Origin of the sequence: Blastococcus haudaquaticus, assembly GCF_900230285.1 — a bacterium.
Taxonomy (GTDB): Bacteria; Actinomycetota; Actinomycetes; order Mycobacteriales; family Geodermatophilaceae; genus Blastococcus_B; species Blastococcus_B haudaquaticus.
Window position 1 is genome coordinate 82,037 of sequence record NZ_OCNK01000004.1, and the last position, 18,553, is coordinate 100,589.

An 18,553-nucleotide genomic window follows, 5' to 3' on the forward strand; every position below is an offset into this window, starting at 1 on the left:
TCAGGCCAGGAGCAGCCGCACCCAGGCGTCGGCCAGCCAGCTGCCGAACCGCTCGGCGGTCCACCCGCGCTCCCCGACCAGCAGGGCGCGGTACTCGGCGGAGTTCATGCTCCACACGATGTCGGCCACCTCGTCGTCGGTCAGGTCGGCCCGCAGCTCGCCGGTGTCGCGCAGGTCGGCGGCGAACAGGCGCATGTTGGCCGCCCGCCGGGCGCTGATCTCCGAACGGAGCGCGGCGCAGTCGGCATCGCTCACCGCGGCCTCCGCGAGCGCGCGGTGCACGGGCGCCATGCGGACGCCGATCTCGGCGACCGCCGTAGCGTAGATGCGGAGCTTCTCCCGAACCGTGGCCGCCTCCCGAGCACGGCGCACGTAGTCGCGCTGCTCGGCCGGGACCGCGTGGTCGGTGCCGGAAACGCTGGTCTCGACGAGCTCGCGCAGGAGGGCCGGCTTGCGGCCGGCAGCGGCATAGACGGTGTCGACGGCGACGCCGGCACGGAGGGCGATTGCGGAGATCGAGGTCGCCGCGTAGCCGCGCTCGGCGAACAGGTCGCGAGCCGCCTGCAGGACCGCCCGGCGGGTGCCTGCGGCCTGCTCCGCGCGGACGGTCGAGGTGTAGCGCCGGGTGCTCTTGACGTCCCCAGTCACGAGGGCCACGCTACCAGAATCCGTCCGAAGGCAGTTCGGACCGATTGAGGAAACCGATCATGGTCTACGCCTACACGCAGGACGTCCCTATCGACGAAGCCATGTACACCCGGATCACCGACCTGCTCGGCGACGAGCCGATGGACGGCGCGTTGCTGCACCTCTGCATCCGCAGGCCCGACGGCGGCCTCCGGTACATCGACGTCTGGGAGAGCGAGGAGCAGTGCGCCCGCGCCTTCGAGGAGCGCGTGCACCCGGCGGTGGACGCGGCGTTCGGCGGCCGGCGTCCGTCGGTCGAGCCGACGGTGCGCCACCTCGACGTCATCGACGTGCGCGGGTCCGCCATCGGCATCCGCAGCTGACCGTCAGCGGAGGCGGCGGGTGTCGTCGGGGAGCCGCTCCGTGACGCCCCGCGCGTCCAGCCACTCCGCGAGCGGGACGGCGACCCGGCGGCTCGTCCCCCACGCCTGTCGGGCCTGGCTGAGCGTGAACGGCTGCTCGGCCGACGTCAGCCGTCGCCGTGCCTCCTCCTCGATGCCCGGGGCGAGGTAGACGCCCTCGGCGATGCGCACGAGCTGTCCGCTGCGGACGGCGGCCGCCAGCTCCCGCGCGCCCAGCCCGACCGCGGCGAGGTCGGGGGCCTCGGGAGCGGCGAACGGGTCCGCGGCCAGCCGGGCCCTGATCGCGTCGACCGCTCGCTGGACCTCCGGCGGCAGGGCCGCCTCCCCGTCGACCACCCGTCCCTCGCGCAGCTCCAGCGGCGGCCGGACGACCGCGGCCACCAGCTCGGCGTCCGGCAGCTCCAGGGCCCGGCGCACCACCTCGACCGGCGGGCCCGGCTCCAGCGGCCGCAGGCGGCGGTAGCGGACGACGACGTCGGGGACGCGGGCGGCGAGGTCGTCGGCCAGCCCGGCCGCGAGCAGCCACGTACCGTGCCCGGTCGCGCCGTCGGGGACGGGCCAGCCCATGGCGGCGAAGTCGTCGGCCCGGACGATCCTGCGGCGTGCCAGGTCGGCCGCCGCGCCGGCCGCCCCACTCGGCTGGGCGGCCAGGTCCGCTGCCCGCCGGCGCGCCGAGCCCCGGCGGCGCAGCTCCGGCGGATCCACGTCCCGCACGTCGGCGCCCATGACCAGCCGGCTGCCCGGGTCCCGGAGGAGCAGCCGGTCCCCCACCCGGAGCGGGAGTGCCGACGCGAGCCGCAGCCGGACCGCGGAGCCCTCGAGCGGGCGCAGCCGGGCACCGACGGAGGCGGAGCCGATGTGGACGACCGGCTCCGCCGGGAGGCGGTCCGCGTGCTCGGCGGTGAGCGTCACGTCGACCACCTGGGTCCGTCGGAACGCCGCCGGGGTCAGCAGGACGTCGCCGCGGGACAGGTCCTCGACCGCGACGTCCCGGAGGTTGAGCGCCACCCGGGCGGTGGCCGCGGCCCGCTCCACCGGTGCGCCCAGCGACTGCACCCGGCGGACGACGACCTCCCGGTCGCCCAGCAGGAACCGGTCGCCCGCAGCCACGCTGCCGGCGGCCAGTGTCCCGGTCACCACCGTGCCGGCGCCCTTGATGGTGAAGGCGCGGTCGATCCACAGCCGGACCGGCGCGGACGGATCCGCCGGCGGCAGCGCCGCCAGCAGCGTCTCCAGCGCGACCGAGAGGTCGCCGACGCCGTCCCCCGTCACGGCACTGACGGCGACGGCGGGGACGTCGCCCATCGAGGTCCCCGCCAGGCGCTCCCGGACGTCGGCCAGCACCGGCGCCGGGTCGGCGAGGTCGGACTTCGTCACCGCCAGCACGGCGTGCCGCACGCCGAGCGCGTCCAGGACGGCCACGTGCTCGGCGGTCTGGGCGGACCAGCCGTCGTCGGCGGCCACGACCAGCAGCGCGGCCGGGACCGACCCCACGCCGGCCAGCATGTTGCCGACGAACTTCTCGTGCCCGGGCACGTCGACGACCGCGATCCGGCGGCCCGAGCGCAGCGTCGTCCAGGCGAAGCCCAGGTCGATGGTCAGCCCGCGCCGGCGTTCCTCGGCCCACCGGTCCGGCTCCATGCCGGTGAGCGCCCGCACCAGCGCCGACTTGCCGTGGTCCACGTGCCCGGCGGTCGCGATCACGTCCATGTGGTTCACGTCGGGGCCGGTCATCCGTCGACCACCGCCAGCACCGCGGTCCCGAGTTCGTCGTCGCCGGACGGCGGCACGCTGCGCAGGTTCAGCAGCGTCCGGCCGTCCTCGACGTAGCCCACGACCGGGGGGCTGCCCCGTCGCAGCCGCTCGGCGAAGGACGACGGCAGCGACACCGCAGCGCTGGGCAGCGGGTGCTCCGGCGCCCCTCCCCCGCCGACGCGCGCCTCCGCGTCGACGGCGACGGCGTCGACACCCGCCTCCGCCAGTCGCCCGGCGAGCGCCCGGGCGCGCGCCCGGAGCCCGTCGACGTCGGCCGCCAGCATTTCCTGCACCGGCGGCAGCGGCCCCCGCAGCGTGGCCTCCAGCGCGGCGAGCGTCGTCTTGTCCACCCGCAGCGCCCGGTAGAGCGGATGCCGGCGCAGCCGCTGCACCAGGTCGGCGCGGCCCAGGACGAGCCCCGCCTGGGGACCGCCGAGCAGCTTGTCGCCGCTGGCCAGCACGAGGTCGGCACCGGCGGCGAGCGTGCTCTGCAGATCCGGCTCGTCGGGCAGCAGCGGGTGCGGGCGGAGCAGCCCGGACCCGACGTCGGCGACGAGGGGCACGTCCTCGAGTGCGGAGGCGAGCTCGGCCACCTCGACGGCCCGCGTGAACCCGCGGACGACGAAGTTCGACGGATGGACCTTGAGCACGGCCCCGGTGTCCGTGGCGAGGGCGCCCCGGTAGTCCGCCAGGGTCACCCGGTTGGTCGTGCCGACCTCGCGCAGCCGCGCGCCGGTGGACACCAGCAGGTCCGGGATGCGGAAGCCGTCGCCGATCTCGACCAGCTCGCCGCGCGCGATGACCAGCTCGCGGCCCTGGCCCAGGGCGGTGGCCACCAGTGCGAGGGCGGCCGCGCAGTTGTTGACGACGATCGCCGCCTCCGCTGCGGGCACCGCGTCGAGCAGCGCCGTGATGGCCGCCTCGCCGCGCGGGCCGCGACGCCCGGTCGCCAGGTCCAGTTCCACGTCGGTGGTCCCGGCAGCCGCGGTGATCGCCGCGACGGCGGCCGGGGACAGCGGCGAGCGGCCCAGGTTCGTGTGCACCAGGACGCCGGTGGCGTTGAGGACCGGGCGCAGGCTGCTCGCCGTCCCGGGAAGCGAGGCGAGCACGGCGTCCACGGCCTGGGGAGATGCGAGCTCGCCGTCCCGGATCTGCTGCTGGACGCGCTGCACGGCCCCCTTGACGAGTCCGCGGCCGAGCCGCTCGCCGACCGCTCGGAGACGCGGGTCGGCGAGGAGGGTGTCGGTGCGCGGCACCTGCCGGCGCGGATCGGCGCTCATCGCCCCGCAGCGTAGGTGGGCGGGGCGGTTGGCGGAGGCGGACGGGAATCGAACCCGCCTGACCGAGGTACTCGGCCACGTCGGCTTTAGAGGCCGCGGGGGTCACCAGACACCCTGACGCCTCCGTCGTCGACCATACGTGTCCGGCCGCGAGCGCGAATTGTCAGAGGCCCCTGCCAGCATCCGCCTCGTGAATCGCACCGAGCCTCGCCGCCCGACCGCGTCGCTGCCGCCCGTCACCCTCACCCCGGAGCAGGCCGCGGCCGTCGCCGTCGCGCTGGCCGCCCAGCCTCCCGGTCCGTACGCCGCCGACGGCCACGCGGCGCTGCAGAAGGTCCTCGACGTGCTCGAGCCCGACGCGAACCGGCGAGGGCAACTGCTCGCCACCAGCATGGGCGTGAGCGCGGAAGCCGGGCGGACCGCCGGTGTGCGCGCGGCCGTCGAGGAGGCGGTCACGCGTTCGCGCGTGCTGCTCCTGGAGTACCGCGACGGCCGGGGCAGCACCACGCGTCGCGAGGTGGAGCCCCAGCTGCTCGCGCGCAGCGGCCGGCACTGGTTCCTGGTGGCGTGGTGCCGAGAGCGAGAGGCGGTGCGCTGGTTCCGGGAGGACCGCATCGAGTCCGTCGACCCGACCGGTGAGACGGCGCCGCGGCGCGACCTCGCCGATCTCGGCGTCCCCCCGGTCGACAGGCACCCCGCCGGGCGGGCACTGGACCGGAAACCCGCGCCGGCGCCGCCCCGGCTCGTCGTCCTCCCCGGCGGCCTCTCCTGATGGAGCCCCGCTGCGAGCGACCGTTCGTCGGCCCCTTTCAGTCCGCAGCGCAGATCTCGGCCATCTCCGCGAGGTAGTCGGCCAGCGGCTCGAGCCCGGCGGCGGTCCGGAGCCCGTCGACGGCGGCCGGGTCGGCCAGCGGGGTCGCGGGCTCGGGACCCTGCGGGCCGCAGCCGACCTGGGTGCCGTAGGTCTGCGGCTGTCCTGCCGCGACGGCGACGCGGTCCTCGAGGTAGGCCAGGTTCCCGGGCGACGCCTGCCCGGCGGCGACCGCCGTCCGCAGCAGCTCCAGGGCCTCCCGGCGGAACGCCGGATCCTGGTCGGAGTGCTGGGCGATGGCCCACGCCGCGTCCTCGCCGTCCTGCCCCACCAGGTCGTAGGTGGGCCATCCGTGCTCGGCGAGGATCTCCTTCAGCCGTTCGGTCCGGGCGGCGTCGCCCTCGGCGTCGGGTCCGCCCGTGCGGCCGCTCTGGTCCCGCTCCAGCATGGCGACCAGCTCGTCGTGCAGCTCCTGGTCGAACCCCGTCGCCCGGGACTCCGTGGCGGTGGCGGTCGTCGTCGCGGTACCGGAGGTGGACGGCGCCGCGGATGTCCCGGCACCGTCGTCCGAGCAGCCGCTCACCAGCACGACGACGACGCCGAGCAGCAGCATGCGCATGACGACCTCCACGGGCACCGGGCTCATGATCACGCCCCACCCCTGATGCGGCTACCGTCGGACGCGTGACCAGCGCACCCGCGACGATCCGGCTCACCCAGTTCGCGCACGGTGGCGGCTGCGCCTGCAAGATCCCGCCCGGCGAGCTGGAGGCCGTCGTCGCGGGCCTCACCGCGACCGGTCCCGCCTCGCCCAACGCCGAGCTGGTCGTCGGCCTGGACGACGGCGACGACGCCGCGGTCGTGCGGATCGCGGGGGGTCAGGGTCTTGTGCTGACCACCGACTTCTTCACCCCCGTGGTCGACGACGCGTACACGTTCGGCCGGATCGCCGCGGCCAATGCGCTGTCCGACGTCTACGCGATGGGCGGCACCCCGGTCGTCGCCGTCAACCTGCTCGGCTGGCCGCGCGACGTCCTGCCCGCCGACCTCGCCGCCGAGGTGCTGCGCGGCGGCCTCGAGGTGGCCCAGGAGGCCGGCTGCCACGTGGGCGGCGGGCACTCCATCGACGACCCCGAGCCGAAGTACGGCATGGCCGTCACCGGCCTGGTGGACGTCGACCGGCTGATCCGCAACGACGCCGCGGTCGCCGGATCGGCCCTGTCGCTGACCAAGCCGCTCGGCGTCGGGGTGCTCAACAGCCGGATGAAGGCGACCGGCGAGGTGTCGGAGGCGGCGGTCGCGTCGATGACGGCGCTGAACCGGGAGGCGGGCCGGGCCGCCGTCGCCGCCGGGATCCGGGCCGGCACGGACGTCACCGGCTTCGGTCTGCTCGGACACCTCTACAAGATGGCCCGGGCCAGTGGCGTGACGGCCGTGGTCGACGCGGCCGCCGTCCCGTACCTGACCGGTGCGCGCGAGGCGCTGTCCGACGGGTACGTCTCCGGCGGGACGCGCCGCAACCTGGACTGGGTGCGCCCGCACACCGACCTGTCCGCGGTCCCCGAGGACGAGGCGCTGCTCCTGGCCGACGCGCAGACCTCGGGGGGCCTGCTGCTCGGCGGCGAGGTACCCGGAGCCCCGGTGATCGGCGAGTTCGTGCCGCGCGGGGAGTTCGTCGTCGTCATCCGCTGACGGCCCGCTCCTCGAGGAGCCCGACGAACGCCGAGGCGACCAGTGCGACGGACCGGTCGTCGTCGTGGGCCAGTCGGCGCAGCAGCGGGAGCGCGCCGGCCCCCGGGAGCTCGACCAGCGCCTGGATCAGACGGATCCGTACCGCGGAGTCGGCGGTGTGCTCCCCGAGAGCATCCTCCAGCGCGGTCATGACCCGGGCCGCGCACCCGGGATCCTGGGACAGCGCGGCCAACACCTCCGCCGCGTCCACGTCGCTGGCGCCCTCCACCACCATGGCGACCAACGTCGGCACGGCCGCGGTTCCGCCTCGCCTACCCAGCGCCAGGGCCGCGTGCCGGCGCACCGTCGCGTCCGGGTCTCCGACCGCGTCCGTGAGCGCCGCGGTCGCCGCGGGGCTCTCGGACGCCTCGGCGATCGCCAGCACCGCGCGCCGCCGGATGGCGACGTCGTCCGAGCGCATCCCCGCGACCAGCGTCGCCCCGCCGTCTCCGTCCGATCGGGCCAGGGCCCAGCGCAGGGCGCCGGCGACGTTCGGGTCGGACTCGGCGAGGAGCGCCCCCGCCAGCACCTCGGCGGGGACCGTCACGTCGTCGGGCCGGGCCAGGACGGCCTGCTGCCTGCGCGCCGCGCTGGTCGAGTCGAGTCCTTGCAGGAGCTCGACGATGCGCAGGACCTCCTGCCAGCCGGGCGGCGCCGACGCGTCGATCGTGCGGAGCCGCTCGAGCAGCTCCTGCTCCCGCGCCACGCGGTCCTCGGTCCACCGGATGAGGTCGCTGACCAGGGCGGACGGCGTGAAGGCGGGGTCCTCCAGCGCGCGCCCGACCTGCTTCAGCGACAGCCCGAGGGACCGCAGGCTCTCCACGTGGAAGATCCTGCGGACGTCCTCGGCCGAGTACTCGCGGTATCCGCCGACGGTGCGACCGGTCGGTCGCACCAACCCGAGGGCGTCGTAGTGCCTGAGCATCCGGGTGCTCACGCCCGCCTGGCGGGCCACCTCACCGATCAGCACTCCGCGGTCCTCGCAGCCGCGGCGGCGGCCCGTTCGGGTCCTAGGCGGACGACTCGCGCTGCCTCCTCGATGGCGGCGTCGAAGCCGGTCTCCGGATCCTGGAGGAGCAGCTCGGTCGCACGGGCGTGCGCGGCCACCGCCGGCCTCGGGCTGGCTGCGGCGACCTCCAGGGCGGGAGCGATCACGTTCCCGAGGTCGACCAGGGCCCGGCTCAGGCTCAGCTGCACGTCACGGTTCCCGCGGCCGAGGTGCGTCACCAGCTCGTCGGCCAGGTCCCGCTTCTCGTCCTCGGGCACGAGGGCGGCCGCGACGCGCCAAGCGGTCCGCGCGACCTGGTCGTCGGCGTCGCGCAGCAGGTCGCGCGTGATCCAGGGCCACGCCCTCTCGTCGCCGATCTTGGAGAGGGTGTGCAACGCCTGGCTGCGGGCCCGCGGGCGCTCGGAGGCGAGTTCGCGACGGATCCGGGGCAGGGTGGTCTCCCTCGGGAGACGGGTCAGCGACCAGGACAGCATGTCCCGCACGAAGAAGTCCGGCTCGACCGCGCACCGCTCGACCAGCGTCTCCAGAAGGCCCGGGTCGGGGTGCGACCCCACGGCCAGGGCCGCTCGGAGCCGCACCGACGGGTCCTCGGCGGCCAGCGCGTGGGCCAGGCGGGTGTGCTGCGTGGTTCCGTTCGTGGTCATGGGGCCACCTCCTCGCCCCTCAGTAGGCACGTTGTCACCGTGTCAAGGTCAAGCACCCGACCGCCTACCCGACGTCTCCCAGATTCGAGGTCCTCATCGGGCGCCGAGGTCGCCCCGCCGGGCGGTGACCAGCCAGGCGGCGGCGCCGAGCAGCACGCCGTCGGGTCCCGCGCGGTCGGCCAGTCGGTTCCTCAGCAGGTCCAGCGCCGCCGTCCGGGCGCGCTCGTCGAGGCCGCCCAGGAGTCCCTTCGTCGGGCCGAGGGAGGTCATGAACGCGTAGGCGTCGTCGACGTCGGCGCCCACGCGCTCCGGTTCCCGCACGTCCGCGAGGTCGACGTCGACGAACCCGGCGTCGGTCAGGACCCGCTGGACGGTGTCCGGGTCGGCGAGACCGAAAGGCCCCGGCGCACCTGCCGCCGGGGCGGGGAGCGGTCGGCCCGCGGCCAGCGTCTCGAACAGGACGCCCAGCCACTCGTTGCGGTCCATCCCCTGCCAGACCAGCATGGCCAGCCGTCCCCCGGGCCGGACCGCGGTCGCGATGTTCGCGAAGGCGGCGGACGGGTCGCCGAAGAACATGACGCCGAAGCGGCTGAGGACGACGTCGAAGGCCGCGGGCTGGAACGGGTGCACCTGGGCGTCGCCCTGCACGAAGGTCGCGTTGGTCAGGCCGGCCGCCTCGGCGCGACGGCGGGCCAGGGCGAGCAGGGGCGCGGAGAGGTCGAGCCCGACGACGTGCCCGTCCACCGCCGCACGCGCCGCAGCGTTGCTGGAGCGGCCGGCGCCGCAGCCGACGTCGAGCACGCGGTCGGTCGCGGTGAGGCCGGCGGCGGTGAGCAGCCACGGGTCGAACCGGGCGCTGGCCGCCTCGTAGCGGTCGATGTGCGTGACCCAGTGCTGCACCTCGTCGCCGTTCCAGGCGCGGAACTGCTCGGCGTTCGCCTCGTCGACCAGCGGCCCCGGCTGCGGTGCAGGGACAGTCATCGTCGGTGTCCTCCCGGCAGCGGGCCGCGGGCGGCGGCCCCGACCTCCGGGATCGTCCCGGACGGCTCCCCCGCCGCCTACCCCATCGCGCACGGGCTCGCGTCGCCGCCGCCGACCCGTACCTGGCCGGACGGCGCCCCGCCTGCGGACCTCCGCCCGGGATGTCCCCCGGCAGCAGCACGGCACCCGCGTCGCAGGTCGGGATCGGCTCGGTTAGCGTCCGATCATGCTTGCTGCCTTCGTCTCCACGCCCGCCCCGAAGGACCCGCTGTCCGTGCTGGAGGTCGGCGACCGTCCGGAGCCCGAGGCGTCCGAGGGCTGGACGACGATCCAGGTGAAGGCCGCGTCGCTCAACCACCACGACCTGTTCAGCCTGCGGGGGGTCGGGCTGCCGGCCGAGAAGATGCCGATGATCCTGGGCTGCGACGCGGCCGGCATCGACGAGGACGGCAACGAGGTCGTCGTGCACGCGGTGATCTCCAGCGCCGACTGGCGCGGCGACGAGACCCTGGACCCCAAGCGATCGCTGCTCTCCGAGGTCCACCAGGGGACGCTGGCGGAACGGGTCGCCGTCCCGCGGCGGAACCTGCTGCCGAAGCCGGCCGACCTGTCCTTCGCCGAGGCCGCGTGCCTCCCCACCGCCTGGCTCACCGCCTACCGCATGCTCTTCGTCCGATCCGGGCTGCGGCCGGGCCAGACCGTGCTGGTGCAGGGCGCGAGCGGTGGGGTGGCCACGGCCCTGATCGTGCTGGGCCGGGCCGCCGGCTACCGGATGTGGGTCACCGGCCGGAGCGAGGAGAAGCGGGCTGCCGCCCTCGTCCTCGGGGCCGACCAGGCCTTCGAGAGCGGTGCCCGGTTGCCGGAGCGGGTGGACGGCGTCATGGAGACGGTCGGCGACGCGACCTGGTCGCACAGCGTCAAGTCGCTCAAGCCCGGCGGCGTCATCGTCACCTCGGGTGCCACCACGGGCTTCAACCCCGGCGCCGAGCTGAACCGGATCTTCTTCACGCAGCTGTCCGTCGTCGGCTCCACGATGGGCACCCGGTCCGAGCTCGAGTCGCTGATCCAGCTGTGCAGCGTCACCGGCGTCCGCCCGCTGATCGACGTCGAGCTGCCGCTGAGCCAGGCCCACGAGGGCTTCGCGCGGATGCTCGAGGGCCGCACGGCCGGGAAGATCGTCTTCACGCTCTGAGGGGTGGCGTCGTGATCGCACGGATGTGGCGCGGCTGGGTCCGCACCGCGGACCGGGAGGCCTACGTCGACTACGTCGAGGGAACCGGCATGTCGGAGTACCGCCGGACGCCGGGCAACCGCGGGGCTCACCTGCTCACCCGCGACCTCGACGACGGCCGCACCGAGATCGTGACGCTCAGCTTCTGGAACTCCCGGGACGTCATCTCCGGGTTCGCCGGCGAGGACATCTCCCGGGCCGTCTTCTACCCCGAGGACGACCGCTACCTCGTCGACCGGGAGACCACCGTGACGCACTTCGACGTGGCCGAGGCCGGCTGACCGGTCAGACGTAGACGTGCGCCGCCGGGAGCACCAGCCCGCGCGGCTCGAACTCCTCGACCGCCGGAGCCATCGGCGGGGGCTTCCCACCCGTCAGCTCGGCGATCGTCGGGTCGACCAGCTCGGCGGTGTAGCGGTCGCAGAGCTCCTTGGACTCCCACACCTCGATGATCTGGAAGCCGGCCGACGTCTGCCGCGCCACGTGCAGGAGCAGGCCGTCGACGCCGCCGCTCGTGCGGCGCGCGAGCGCGGCGTGCATCGCGTCGTAGAACTGGACCGGGGCGGGGACGTCCATGACGAATCCGTAGGCCATGACCGGCCTCCGTTCGGGCTGGAGCTCGGCCCGGTCGTCTCCCGGACCGGGGACCCACGCTTGTCCGCGCCCGAACTCCGGGGGAGGACGACGATCACGCCGTGTGTCAATCGCGGTTGACACACGGCCGTATGCAACTTAGGTTGACAGACATGACGGACACAGCGCAGGTGGCATCGGCCGCCGGCAGCCGGGACCCCGCGATCGGGCTCAAGGCCGTGCGCTCCCTCCGGACGCTCGTCGAGCGGCTGGAGGCGCTCCAGGTGAGCAATGCGCGCGACCAGGGCTGGACGTGGGAGCAGATCGCCCAGCTCCTGGGCGTGACCCGGCAGGCGGTGCACAAGAAGTACGCGAGCGGTCGCGGGCCGCTCCGGCGGAAGGACTGACCGATGTTCGAACGGTTCACCCTCGAGGCGCGGCAGACGGTGGTCGGCGCCCAGTACGAGGCCCGGCTGCTCCACTCCGGCCGCATCGGCACCGAGCACCTGCTGCTCGCGCTGCTCAGACAGCCCACCCCCAGCGGCGCGGTCCTGGCGCGGCACGGGCTCACCAGCGCCGACGTCGCCGAGACCGTCGCGGCCTACGTCGGCTCGGGCGACCTGGACGCCGAAGCGCTGGCCGCGCTCGGCATCGACCTCGACGCCGTGCGCAGCTCCGTCGAGGCCGGCTTCGGTCCCGGCGCCCTGGACCGGCCGGCCGGCTCGCGGGGCCCCAAGGGGCACATCCCGTTCACGCCGCGGGCCAAGAAGGTGATCGAGCTGTCCCTCCGCGAGGCGCTCGCGATGAAGTCGAAGAGCATCACCGACGGGCACATCGCCCTCGGGCTGCTCCGCGAGGGCGAGGGGCTGGCCATGAAGGTGCTCGCCGACCGCGGGGTCGACACCGTGGAACTGCGCCGTGACCTCACGGCGGCACTCCGCTCCTGAGCGCACGACGGTGCCCGGACGTGGGTTCCACGTCCGGGCACCGCGCGCCGCCGCTCACGCCCGGGTGTAGGCCCCCGCCTGCAGGACGCCCCGCGGGTCGTAGGTGTCGACGACCTCGCGCAGCCGGGCCAGCGTCTGCTCGTCGTAGCTGCGCCGGGCCGAGACGGCGTCGTGCGGGATGCCGAAGTTCGGCCACACGCCCCCGGTGTCCCAGTCGGCCAGCGCGGTGAACACCTGGTCGGCGTGCGCGAGGGCAGCGGCGGCCATGGCGTCGTCCATCGCCATCGCGACGGTCAGCACGCTGAACTTCGCCGCCCGGTGGCTGAAGGCACTGGGGTGCGCCCCCTCCCGCGCGTAGGCACCGCCGAGGTGGCGGACCTCCACGATCACCTGCGGGGACCCCGACCCGGAGCCGGCGACGGCGAGCAGTCGCTCGACGGCCTCGGCCGGGAACGCGTCCAGCAGGATCGCCGGGTCGACGACCGGCATCGGGTCGACCGGGTCGGCGTGCACCGAATCGATCTCGGTGTAGGGCCGCAGCCGGGCGTCGTCCAGGATCACCGGCGCCACCTCCCGGAGCTGGTTCAGCAGCCGAGCGCCCTCCGACGGTTCCCCGGTCCACAGGAACCGGATGGCCAGGGACATCCGGCCGGCGAGCGGCGGCGGGATCTCCGGCAGCGGCGGCAGCTGGAAGATCGCGAAGGACGTCGTCCCCAGTTCGGGCAGTTCGTCCGCCCAGCCACGCCACCGCTCGATGACCTCGGCGGCGTCCTCGGCGTCGAAGTAGATCGCCCCGCCGTAGAACTCCGGCATGCGGACGAGGTCGAACTCCATGGCGGTCACGATGCCGGCGGCGCCCTTGCCGCCGCGGAGCGCGAAGAACAGGTCCGGGTACTCGGTCGCGGTCACCCGGCGGAAGACGCCGTCGCCGGTGACGACCTCGAAGGCGCGCACCCGGTCGGCGTTGATGCCGTAGGTGCGGGCCAGCGGACCGACGCCGCCACCGGTCGTGTAGCCGACGATGCTGACGTCGGTCGTCGAGCCGTTGACCCCGGCCAGGCCGTGGCGAGCCGCCTCGGGGACCAGCGAGGACCACTTCACGCCGGACCCGATGCGAGCCCAGCCCTCGGGGTGCGCGGTGACCTCGTCCAGACCGCGGGTGAGGACGAGCACATGCCCGGCGAGCGACCGTTCCGCGCCGTGCCCGGTCGCCTGCACGCCGGCGGTGAAGCCGTGGGCGCCGGCGAACCGGACGGCAGCGACGACGTCCTCGGCCGTCCGGACGGCGACGACGGCGGCCGGCCGCATCGGGACGGCGAGGTTCCAGGGACTGACGAGCGCGTCGTACTCCGGCTCGTCCGGGGTGTGCAGGTCGCCGGTCAGCTCGGCGCGCAGGGCGTCGAACGAGATGTCCGAGTCGACGTAGGGGGCGTCGAGGGTGACGGTCACGGGGTCCTCCTGGTCGGATCTGGTTGGCGGAGCAACCGTGGATCCGAGCCCTTGACGGGAGGCTGCGGCGGGCTTGAGGCCCCCCTTGAGACCGGTCTCAGGTCTGGTCGTGCGCGGCGAGGAAGAGGTCGCCCGGGTCGACCGCATGCCGGATGGCGGAGAGCCGGGCGTGCACGCCGGGCGCGAAGACCTTCCGGGTCTCCGTGCGGGCGTCCAGCATCGGGAGGTACTGCCGTCCCGTCGCCCAGGGCTCCACCGCCGACAGGAACCGCGCCGCGTCCGCGCGCTGGCGCGCCCACTGGTCGTCGTCCCCGCCACCGAGGCCGAGACCGAGCGCGAGGAACTGGCCGTCGAGCGCGGCCAGCGCGCCGCCGTCGGGATCCGGGCGGGCCAGCGCCCCGCCGAGCTGACGGAGCTCGGCCGCGGCCAGCCGGGTGCCCGATCCGGGGCCGACCGCCTCGACGATGCCCGTGATGGCGGCGTCGGGCAGGCCGGACACCAGCGTGCTGCTCGCGTAGGCCGGCGTCGGCCCCTCCGGGTCGAGGTGCAGCCGGACCAGCGACGCGGCGGGCACGCGGGCGACGGTGTCGAACTCCGGCTCCAGCGCCCGCAGGGGCGCGAGGACCTCCGCGGCGGAGGCGTCGTCCCCGAGCACCGCGCCGTCGACCATCGCGATGCGCCGGCCCCGCAGCTCGGCGGGGACCTGCTCGTCGGGCGGGACGTCGAGGAGCCGGAACGCCGTCGTGGCCTCCTCGGGCGCGTCCGCGCACCAGGCCACCCAGGCCGGCAGGACGCGCTCGACCGCCGTCCAGTCCCAGGAGAGGTGCCCGGCCACGACGGTCTCCAGCGGGAACAGCTCGAACTCCACGGCCGTGACGACGCCCAACGGGGCAGCCCCGCCACGGAGTGCCCAGAACAGCTCGGCGTCCTGGTCGGCCGTCGCCCGCACCAGCGTGCCGTCGGCGAGCACCAGTTCCACCGCGGTGACCGCGTTGCACTGCAGACCCAGTTTCCGCGCGTACCAGCCGATGCCGCCGCCGAGCGTGTAACCGACGACGCCGACGTCGGGCGACGACGGGTGACGGGCGGCCAGTCCCTGCCTGCCCGCAGCGTCGGCGAGGTCGCCCCAGAGGACGCCGGCGCCGGCGCGGACGCGGCGGCGGTCGGCGTCGATCTCCAGCTCCGTCATCGCCGAGGTGCGCAGCAGGACGGCCTCCCCCAGCCGGCCCTCGAGCGGAGGAGCGCCGTGGCCGGTGCCCTGCGCGGCGACCTGGAGACCCGCCTCCGCCGCGGCCACCAGCACCTCGGCCACCTCGTCGGGGAAGGCCGGGTACGCCACCGCCGCCGGGTAGTCGCGCATCTGCAGGTTCCACGGCGAGCGGGCCATGTCGTAGGCCGGGTCGCCGGGCAGCTGGACCGAGCCCCCGCACAACCCGCGCAGGCCCTCGGCGCGGGCCGGCGGCGCCGTCGAGACCTGCTGCTGCGTCACGGGATCCTCCCGGTTGCCGGGTACCGAGCATCCGCCGGCCCACTTGAGGGGAACTTGAGGCCGTTCCCGGACACCGACTCCAGCACCGCCTGCACGGTGCCGGGCGTGAGGAACAGCCGCTGGGCGACGTCCCGGACGCCGTGCCCTGCCGCGGCGAGTTCGACGATGCGGCGCTCGGTCGAGGTGGGGCACCGCTGCGCGTCCCGACCGCTCTCGTCCGGACGGCCGCGACGGGCCAGGCCGGCACGGGCGCGGCGCTGGATGCCGAGGGCGCCGCGGTCGAGCGCCGTGTCCAGGGCGGCGCGGAGCAGCTCGACCGCCTCCTCGTCGGGAACCTGCACGCGGAGACCCAGCATGCAGCGCGCCCGCGCCAGCTCGACCGCGGCGTGGGTCGGCGCCAGCACCGCCACGGCCTCCCGCACGTCGTCCAGGCCGTCGTCGCCCCGTAGCTCGCCGAGGCGGCACAGCGCCGTCCCGAGGTAGGTGGGCGCGCCCCATCGCCGCAGCCGGTCCACCTCCTCCTCCATGAGGGACACCGCCTCCCCCCGGCGGCCGAGCCGGTCGAGGGCGATCGCCGCCGTGGTCAACCACGGGTTCCACACCGGGTTGCGCACCGGGACGGGCATCGGGATCGCGTCGAGCCGGGCCAGCGCGTCGGCCGGCCGGCCCTCGACGGCGAGCAGGCGCGCCACCGCGTGCTCGAGCAGCCGGCCGCCATCCCCGGCGGCGGGCCCCTCGACCGCTGCGTCGGCTGCCCGACGGGCGGCTGCGACGTCGCCGCGGTCGAGGTGGCAGCCGATCTGGAAGGAGCGCGTGTACGGCAGCCCGATGCCGGACCCGCCCCACATCCGGTCCTGGTCCAGTGCCGCGGTGAGGCACGCCAGGGCCTCGTCGAGCTCACCGCGACGCCAGCGCCAGTAGCCCTCCCAGACGCTGACCGACATGGCCGTGAACAGCGACCCGCGGGCGTGCGCCAGGGCCCGCGCCCGTGTCCAGAAGTCGCCGAGGTCGTCGTCGGCCAGCATCCGCACGTTGGCCGCGACCACCCAGAGGAGCCCGTCGTCGACTGCCCAGAGACGGTCCCCGTCGAGCGCGGAGCGGGCCAGCCGGACGGCGCGATCCCGGTCGACGCCGTCCACCGTCGCCTCGAAGGCGAGCGTGGCGGCCAGCATCCGCGCGCCCAGGCCGTCGCCGACGGGCCGTCCGGGATCCGTGGTCGCCCAGACCTGCGGCTCCAGCCCGTGCATGTAGCCGCCGGTCCGCTCGATCGCCAGGAGCGCCTGCCGGTGGTCGTCGAGGTCCGGCGGCAGGGCACGGGCGGCCTCCCGGGCGAAGGCCGTGGCCACCCCGGGAGGGCTGGCGAAGACCTCGGTCCGGGCGATGGCGACGGCGAGCGTGGCGCGCTCCCGCGGGTCCTCCCCCAGCTGGTATGCCTGGAGCAGGTGCTCGGTGCTGGCGGCGCCGTCGATCCGCGACTCGAGCATGCCCAGCTCGGTCAGGACGTCGCAGCGCAGCTCCCCCACCGGTAGCTCGGCCAGCGCTCGCCGCAGCAGGGTGACGCCGCTGTCGGAGGCGCCGCGCTCCGCCGCCGTCCGTGCTGCCCGGCGCAGCACCTCGACGGTGGCCGGGTCACCTCGTGCGGGGGCCAGCAGCAGGTGGGCCGCGACCTGCTCGTCGTTCGCGCCGGCGTCCCGCAGGAGCGCGGCCGCCCGCTCGTGCCGCAGGGCGCGCTCGGCGGAGGGCAGGTCGCGGTAGACCGCGTCGCGCACGAGCGCGTGCACGAACGCCATGGGTTGCTCGTCCCGGACGATCTCGCAGCGGGCGAGCGCGGCCAGTCCGGCAGCGGTCTCCGCCTCCGTCAGGCCGGCGAGCGCTGCCACGGCCGGCAGCGATGCGCCGTCCCCGAGCACGGCGGCCGCCCGCGCCACGTCTGCGGCCGGGCCGGGCAGCCGGCGCAGCCGCATGAGCACCATGCTCGACACCGCCCGCGAACCGACCGCGACGACGACGTCGGCGTGCGCGGCGTCGGGGCGCACGGCATCGGCCTCGAGCCCGCGCAGCAGCTGCCGCAGCAGCAGCGGATTGCCGGAGGTGGTGCGCGAGCAGGCCAGTGCGAACAACGGCGAGACCGGCCCGCCGAGCCGGCGCTCCACCAGGTCGGCGATCGCCCCGGGCGAGAGCGGAGCGGGCCGGACCACGACGGCCGCGGGCTCGAGCGAGAGCTCCGTGAGCAGCTGTTCGTCCGGGTGCTGCTCGCCGGTGCGCACGGTGCCGACGACGAGGACGGGGACGGCATCCAGCCTGCGCACCAGGTAGGCCAGCCAGCGCAGCGAGGCGCTGTCGCACCACTGCAGGTCGTCGACCGCGAGGACGAGCGGGCCGTCGGCGCTGAGGTTGACCGCCAACCAGTACAGCCCGTGAAGGACGGCGAACGATCCCTCCGGCGACTCCCCGGGCGCCAGGTCGAAGACGGTCCGGGCACTGGCGGCCGCCCCGGCGAGCAGCGCGTCCCGCCGCTCGGGTGCGACCAGCTCCGGCTCGAACAGCTGGCGCACGGCGCCGAAGCCGAACGCCTTCTCCAGCTGGCTGCCCCGGGCGGTGAGGACGCGGACCGACCGCTGAGCCGCGAGCCGCCGCGCCTCGGTGAGCAGCCGCGTCTTGCCGATGCCGGCCGGCCCTTCGACGAGCAGCAACCGGGGCTCGCCGGCCACCAGGTCGTCCAGCGCCGCCCGAACCGCAACCAGCTCGCGCTCGCGGTCGAGCAGGTCGTCCGGTGGACCGGCCGCGGGCGGCGGCTCGGGCTCTCCCGACCGCTGCACGGGGACGGCGAGCGCGGGCGACTGGGCCAGCACCTGCTGCTCCAGCTCCCGCAGGGCCGGCCCCGGGTCGACGCCCAGCTCCTCGGCGAGGGTGGTGCGGGCACGGCGGAGGGCGCCGAGGGCATCGGCCTGCCGGCTCGCCCGGTAGAGAGCGAGCGCGAGGAGCCGCCACCGTTCCTCCCGCAGCGGCTCCTCCGCGGCCATCGACTCCAGGTCGGGGACGAGCAGGGCCGCCTCCCCGAGCGCCAGCCGGGCGGCCATCAGGCGTTCCCGGGCCACCGCCCGCAGTTCGGCCAGGCGGGCGATCTCCGCCTCGGCCCACGGCTCGTCGGCCCACTCCGCGAGCGGCGGGCCGCGCCAGAGAGCGAGCGCCTCGCCGACGAGCTGTGCGGTTTCCCTGGCCGACGCCGTCCCTGACCGGTCGAGCAGCCGCTCGAAGCGCCAGACGTCGACGGCGTCCGGCGACAGCCGCGCGGCGTATCCGCGTCCCTCGCTGACGATGATCGACGAGCGGGTCCGGGCCGCACTGCCCGGCTGCAGCCGGCGACGGAGGTGGGACACGTAGGCCTGCAGCGCACCGGCGGCGTCGGCCGGCGGGTGGTCACCCCACACCGCCTCGGTGAGCCGCTCGACGGGCACGACCTCGCCGCGGGCCAGCAGCAGGACGACGAGGACGGCGCGCTGCCGCCGTCCGCCGAGGTCGAGGGGCGTGTCCCCGGACGAGGCCGTGCAGGCGCCCAGCAGGCTGATCCGCAGCTGTCCGGCGTCCACGCGGCCTCCCCTCG

Annotated in this window: 18 protein-coding genes and 1 tRNA gene; 7 read left to right on the forward strand and 12 right to left on the reverse strand. The window is 75.4% G+C overall.

The window, feature by feature from the left end:
• Complete coding sequence (locus tag CRP30_RS16530; protein ID WP_097185356.1) at positions 1–648, reverse strand: TetR/AcrR family transcriptional regulator; 648 nt, start codon at positions 646–648, stop codon at positions 1–3.
• A 59-nt stretch (positions 649–707) separates the two neighbouring features.
• Here CRP30_RS16530 and CRP30_RS16535 point away from each other — a divergent pair, with 59 nt between their 5' ends.
• On the forward strand, positions 708–1,010 hold the full coding sequence (locus CRP30_RS16535; protein ID WP_097185110.1) for a hypothetical protein: 303 nt from the start codon (positions 708–710) through the stop codon (positions 1,008–1,010).
• Between the two features lie 3 nt (positions 1,011–1,013).
• Here CRP30_RS16535 and selB read toward each other — a convergent pair whose 3' ends face one another.
• The 3 genes from selB to CRP30_RS22545 form a co-directional block, all read right to left on the reverse strand.
• Complete coding sequence (gene selB / locus CRP30_RS16540; protein WP_235003490.1) at positions 1,014–2,783, reverse strand: selenocysteine-specific translation elongation factor; 1,770 nt, start codon at positions 2,781–2,783, stop codon at positions 1,014–1,016.
• Positions 2,780–4,084 (reverse strand): L-seryl-tRNA(Sec) selenium transferase, encoded by a 1,305-nt coding sequence (selA, locus tag CRP30_RS16545; RefSeq protein ID WP_097185111.1) that lies wholly within the window; start codon positions 4,082–4,084, stop codon positions 2,780–2,782. The genes selB and selA overlap by 4 nt, the downstream gene beginning before the upstream one ends.
• A gap of 29 nt (positions 4,085–4,113) precedes the next feature.
• Positions 4,114–4,209, reverse strand: a tRNA-OTHER gene (locus CRP30_RS22545).
• 65 nt (positions 4,210–4,274) lie between these two features.
• On the opposite strand from CRP30_RS22545, the gene CRP30_RS16550 reads away from it, so the two are divergent.
• Positions 4,275–4,856 carry a helix-turn-helix transcriptional regulator gene (locus CRP30_RS16550; protein ID WP_097185112.1) on the forward strand — a complete coding sequence of 194 codons (582 nt, stop codon included), beginning with the start codon at positions 4,275–4,277 and terminating at the stop codon, positions 4,854–4,856.
• A gap of 37 nt (positions 4,857–4,893) precedes the next feature.
• Here CRP30_RS16550 and CRP30_RS16555 read toward each other — a convergent pair whose 3' ends face one another.
• Entirely contained in the window at positions 4,894–5,541 is a 648-nt protein-coding gene (locus CRP30_RS16555) for a DUF6624 domain-containing protein (protein WP_143278484.1), read from the reverse strand.
• Positions 5,542–5,579: 38 nt separating this feature from the next.
• Here CRP30_RS16555 and selD point away from each other — a divergent pair, with 38 nt between their 5' ends.
• Positions 5,580–6,587, forward strand: a complete 1,008-nt coding sequence (gene selD, locus CRP30_RS16560; protein WP_097185114.1) for a selenide, water dikinase SelD — start codon at positions 5,580–5,582, stop codon at positions 6,585–6,587.
• Here the strand turns inward: selD and CRP30_RS16565 are convergent.
• From CRP30_RS16565 to CRP30_RS16575, 3 genes are all read right to left on the reverse strand, one after another.
• Positions 6,577–7,596 carry a HEAT repeat domain-containing protein gene (locus tag CRP30_RS16565; protein WP_097185115.1) on the reverse strand — a complete coding sequence of 340 codons (1,020 nt, stop codon included), beginning with the start codon at positions 7,594–7,596 and terminating at the stop codon, positions 6,577–6,579. The genes selD and CRP30_RS16565 overlap by 11 nt on opposite strands.
• Positions 7,590–8,279 carry a HEAT repeat domain-containing protein gene (locus CRP30_RS16570; RefSeq protein ID WP_097185116.1) on the reverse strand — a complete coding sequence of 230 codons (690 nt, stop codon included), beginning with the start codon at positions 8,277–8,279 and terminating at the stop codon, positions 7,590–7,592. The genes CRP30_RS16565 and CRP30_RS16570 overlap by 7 nt, the downstream gene beginning before the upstream one ends.
• Positions 8,280–8,372: 93 nt before the next feature.
• Entirely contained in the window at positions 8,373–9,260 is an 888-nt protein-coding gene (locus tag CRP30_RS16575; RefSeq protein ID WP_097185117.1) for a class I SAM-dependent methyltransferase, read from the reverse strand.
• A 226-nt stretch (positions 9,261–9,486) separates the two neighbouring features.
• Between CRP30_RS16575 and CRP30_RS16580 the strand changes: the two genes are divergently transcribed.
• On the forward strand, positions 9,487–10,452 hold the full coding sequence (locus tag CRP30_RS16580; protein WP_097185118.1) for a zinc-binding dehydrogenase: 966 nt from the start codon (positions 9,487–9,489) through the stop codon (positions 10,450–10,452).
• 11 nt (positions 10,453–10,463) lie between these two features.
• Positions 10,464–10,772: a hypothetical protein gene (locus tag CRP30_RS16585; RefSeq protein WP_200814816.1), complete on the forward strand. Its 309-nt coding sequence runs from the start codon at positions 10,464–10,466 to the stop codon at positions 10,770–10,772.
• Positions 10,773–10,776: 4 nt separating this feature from the next.
• Here CRP30_RS16585 and CRP30_RS16590 read toward each other — a convergent pair whose 3' ends face one another.
• A complete protein-coding gene (locus tag CRP30_RS16590; RefSeq protein ID WP_097185119.1) occupies positions 10,777–11,085 on the reverse strand; it encodes a hypothetical protein in 309 nt (102 codons plus the stop codon).
• A 152-nt stretch (positions 11,086–11,237) separates the two neighbouring features.
• Between CRP30_RS16590 and CRP30_RS16595 the strand changes: the two genes are divergently transcribed.
• Both CRP30_RS16595 and CRP30_RS16600 read left to right on the forward strand, forming a co-directional pair.
• Complete coding sequence (locus CRP30_RS16595) at positions 11,238–11,471, forward strand: helix-turn-helix domain-containing protein (protein WP_097185120.1); 234 nt, start codon at positions 11,238–11,240, stop codon at positions 11,469–11,471.
• A 3-nt stretch (positions 11,472–11,474) separates the two neighbouring features.
• Complete coding sequence (locus tag CRP30_RS16600; protein ID WP_097185121.1) at positions 11,475–12,011, forward strand: Clp protease N-terminal domain-containing protein; 537 nt, start codon at positions 11,475–11,477, stop codon at positions 12,009–12,011.
• A gap of 54 nt (positions 12,012–12,065) precedes the next feature.
• On the opposite strand, the gene CRP30_RS16605 is transcribed toward CRP30_RS16600, so the two are convergent.
• From CRP30_RS16605 to CRP30_RS16615, 3 genes are all read right to left on the reverse strand, one after another.
• The gene (locus CRP30_RS16605; RefSeq protein WP_097185122.1) at positions 12,066–13,460 is read right to left on the reverse strand and encodes an FAD-binding oxidoreductase; all 1,395 of its coding nucleotides are present in this window, start codon (positions 13,458–13,460) and stop codon (positions 12,066–12,068) included.
• 97 nt (positions 13,461–13,557) lie between these two features.
• Positions 13,558–14,949, reverse strand: a complete 1,392-nt coding sequence (locus CRP30_RS16610) for an FAD-binding oxidoreductase (RefSeq protein WP_097185123.1) — start codon at positions 14,947–14,949, stop codon at positions 13,558–13,560.
• Positions 14,946–18,539, reverse strand: a complete 3,594-nt coding sequence (locus CRP30_RS16615; RefSeq protein ID WP_097185124.1) for an ATP-binding protein — start codon at positions 18,537–18,539, stop codon at positions 14,946–14,948. The genes CRP30_RS16610 and CRP30_RS16615 overlap by 4 nt, the downstream gene beginning before the upstream one ends.
• Positions 18,540–18,553 lie beyond the last annotated feature (14 nt).